This window comes from Streptomyces sp. NPDC006687 (assembly GCF_040636215.1).
In the GTDB taxonomy this organism is placed as follows: domain Bacteria; phylum Actinomycetota; class Actinomycetes; order Streptomycetales; family Streptomycetaceae; genus Streptomyces.
In genome coordinates this window covers 1-3,232 of record NZ_JBEYJJ010000033.1, presented here as the reverse complement: position 1 = coordinate 3,232, position 3,232 = coordinate 1, and the positions used below count along the sequence as shown (strand labels likewise).

The window sequence follows — 3,232 nt, the reverse complement described above, 5'->3', positions numbered from 1 at the left end:
CGGCGTCAAGCTCACCACCCTGCGCCCGGAGCAGGCCGCGTACATCGGCGTCAAGGTCGAGGGCCCGTACAAGCCCGACCACTACCGCTACTGATGCCGCTGCCGGTCCCCGCGGACCGCGCACACTGAAGCAGGCCCCCGGCACCCGTGCCGGGGGCCTGCCCCGTATCCCGTCGTATGCCAGCCAAGGACCACGCCCCATGCCCCGCGGCCGCTACTCGCTCCACGACCCCCACGACCACACCCCCCTCGGCGAGGAGCACTTCCACTGCGCCCCCGGCCCCTCGGGCTGGCGCTACGTCTCCCAGACCACCGCCCCCGGCGGCGGCCACCGCGGCTCCGTCGACCTGGCCGTCGACACCCTCGGCCGGCCCATCCGCCTGGAGGTCCACGCCTCCAGCTGGCAGGTCCGCGGAGCCGCCATCGACGGGGTGACCTGGGTCCGCACCGACCCGTCCGGCACCGAGGCCACCGAGGGCAACATCGCCGCCCCCGGCTTCACCGGCACCTCCCCGGCCTTCCTCATCGCGACGGCCCGCCTGCTGCGCCTGACCCCCGGCGCCCCCGCGACCCGGATCCGCCTCCTCGCCCTCACCGACCCGGTCCTCGCGCCCCGCACCGTCGAGCAGGCATGGGCCCTGCGCTCCAGCGCCGAGCACCCGACCGACAGCGGCCCGCTCGTCGTGGACGAATACCAGGTCACGGCCCTCGACACGGGCGAGGTCCACACCGTCCACATCGCCGGTGACGTGGTGCTCTCCGCCCCCGGCATCGAACTGGAACACCTGGAGTCCCCGCCGTCCACCTTCACGGACGCCGACCCCACCGACGCGTTCGAGGACTAGGCGGGCGGCGCGAACCCGGTCGCACGCGGCCCGGTCTCGGGCGCCGGCGGCTGCACGGGCGGCACAGGCTGTACGGGCTGGACGGGCGCCACCACCGGCGGAACCGGCGCGGACGGCACCGTCGGCACGGCCCCCGATCCCGGCACGGCACCGCCGACGAAGGCCCGGGCGGCGTCCCGGGACTGCCGCTCGTGCACCACGGCCATCAGGAACGCGGCCGCCGGCACCCCGGCCGGAGCCGGCGCCCCCGTCCGGGCCACCACGTCGTCCGCGAGCCGCGCCGCCATCGCCGCACCCGTCTGCGGGTCCAGCTGGCCCATCCGCGTCAGGTACTGCCGGATCGCCAGCCACAGCCCGTCCGGCACCGCCGACAGGTCCAGCCCCGAGAACCGCCCCGCCAGCCACGGCGGCGGCGGGGGTACGGGCATCACCCGGGCCCCCGGCACCCGCTCCCGGACCACGAGCGTCCCCGCGAACACGTCCCCGACGCGCCGCCCCCGCTCCGACACCAGCGACGCGACGCACGCCACCGCCCCGAAGGTCAGCAGCAGCTCCACGGCCCCCATCGCCCCGCGCACCAGCGCATGCCGGAACCGGATCGGCCCGCCGTCCTCCCGCACCACCCGCAGCCCGCACGCCAGCTTCCCGAGCGAACGCCCGTGGCTCAGCGTCTCCACCGCGATCGGCACCCCGACCAGCACCAGGAGCAGGCTCGCCACCGCCACCGCCGCCTGCGCGGCCTCGTCCAGCCCGGCGGTCGCCAGGAGCAGCACGAAGAACACCAGCACGTACGCGGTGAAGTACACGGCCAGGTCGAGCAGCGCCGCCAGCGCCCGGCTCGGCAGCCGCGCGGGCCGCAGTCCGAGGACGACCGCGTCCCCCGTCACCAGACCGCTCACCGGATGCACCCTTCACCGACCTGACCCGCCCCTGTCGAGCCCCAGTCTGCCAAGCTGGCCGCAGGAGCAGCAGCCGTATCGGGCGGAGCCAGGGGCAGGGGAGCGACAACCGGATGGACCTCGACGTCTTCGTAGCCGCCCACCAGGCGCAATGGGCCCGCCTGGAACAGCTCCTCGGCCGCGGCCGCAAGCTCACCGGAGCGGAGGCCGACGAACTCGTCGCCCTCTACCAGCGCACCGCCACCCACCTCTCCCTGATCCAGTCGAGCGCCCCCGACCCGCTGCTCACCGGCCGCCTCACCCAGCTCGTGGCCCGCGCCCGCTCCACCGTCACCGGCACCCGCCGGGCGAGCTGGCGCGACGCCGCCCGCTTCTTCACCGCGGGCTTCCCGGCCGCCGTCTACCGCAGCCGCCGCTGGTGGATACCCACGGCCCTGCTCTCCACGGCCCTCGGGATACTCATCGGCTGGTGGATAGCCACCCACCCCGAGGTCCAGGGAGCCGTCGCCGCCCCCGAACACCTCAAGGAGCTGACCCGCCCCGGCGGCGAGTACGAGACGTACTACTCCAGCCATCCCGCGGCCTCCTTCGCGGCGAAGGTCTGGACGAACAACGCGCAGGCAGCCGCGGTCTGCCTGGTCCTGGGGGCCTTCCTCGGTCTCCCGGTGCTCTGGATCCTCTTCCTGAACATGGCCAACCTCGGGGTGGGCCTGGGCCTGATGGCCTCGGCGGGCCGCCTCGACGTCTTCCTGGGCCTGATCCTCCCGCACGGCCTCCTCGAACTGACGGCGGTCTTCGTCGCCGCCGGCACCGGCCTGCGCCTGGGCTGGACGGTCATCGACCCGGGCCCCCGCACCCGCCGCACCGCCCTGGCGGAACAGGGCCGCGCCGCCCTCGGCATGGCCCTCGGCCTGGCGGCGGTCCTGTTCGTCTCGGGCCTGATCGAGGGCTTCGTGACCCCGTCCGGCCTCCCGACCTGGGCCCGCATCTCCATCGGCGTCGCCGCCGAGGCCGCGTTCCTCGCGTACGTCTTCGTCCTGGGCCGCCACGCGTCGCGCGCCGGCGAGGTGGGCGACGTGGAGGAGGCCGACCGGACGGCGTCCCTGCCCACGGCGGCGTGATGTGCGGACACGGCTGTTCAGCTGCTAGTCTCCTCGTCGTCGCCAAGGGTGTTGACACATCCGCAGCGTGGAGGTAGATTCGAACGGTTGCCTCGAACTGGACAAGTTCGGCAGCGATGGTTTAACATCTTCTCCGCCCCCAAGAATCCAAGGAATTGAATTCCGTGGGGCACATCCAGCTCTGAACCAGAATCCGAAGCCGGGAAATCCGGTGGAAAACTTCTGATAGAGTCGGAACCGCCGGAAAGGGAAAGCGCGAAAGCGCAGAACCCGGAAAGCACCGAGGAAATCGGGCCCGAAAGGATCTGATAGACTCGGAACAGAACGAAAGCCCGGAGGAAAGCCCGAGAGGGTCAGTACAAAGGAA

General features: G+C 73.1%; 4 protein-coding genes. 3 read left to right on the top strand and 1 reads right to left on the bottom strand.

All coding sequences use genetic code 11. The features are described from left to right. Both ABZ716_RS24610 and ABZ716_RS24605 read left to right on the top strand, forming a co-directional pair. On the top strand, positions 1-94 hold a 94-nt coding region (locus ABZ716_RS24610), incomplete at its 5' end, for an adenosylhomocysteinase (RefSeq protein WP_351857368.1). Between the two features lie 106 nt (positions 95-200). Next, the gene (locus ABZ716_RS24605) at positions 201-845 is read left to right on the top strand and encodes a hypothetical protein (protein ID WP_358814816.1); all 645 of its coding nucleotides are present in this window, start codon (positions 201-203) and stop codon (positions 843-845) included. Here ABZ716_RS24605 and ABZ716_RS24600 read toward each other — a convergent pair. Then, the gene (locus ABZ716_RS24600; protein WP_358961746.1) at positions 842-1,744 is read right to left on the bottom strand and encodes an RDD family protein; all 903 of its coding nucleotides are present in this window, start codon (positions 1,742-1,744) and stop codon (positions 842-844) included. The genes ABZ716_RS24605 and ABZ716_RS24600 overlap by 4 nt on opposite strands. 113 nt (positions 1,745-1,857) lie before the next feature. Here ABZ716_RS24600 and ABZ716_RS24595 point away from each other — a divergent pair, with 113 nt between their 5' ends. Beyond that, complete coding sequence (locus ABZ716_RS24595; protein WP_358961744.1) at positions 1,858-2,865, top strand: stage II sporulation protein M; 1,008 nt, start codon at positions 1,858-1,860, stop codon at positions 2,863-2,865. The last annotated feature ends 367 nt before the right edge of the window (positions 2,866-3,232 follow it).

What these genes read in the sequence shown, in the direction of transcription:
- ABZ716_RS24595 (WP_358961744.1), top strand. Translation starts at nt 1,858, where the DNA reads ATGGACCTCGACGTCTTCGTAGCCGCCCACCAGGCGCAATGGGCCCGC.
- ABZ716_RS24605 (WP_358814816.1), top strand. Translation starts at nt 201, where the DNA reads ATGCCCCGCGGCCGCTACTCGCTCCACGACCCCCACGACCACACCCCC.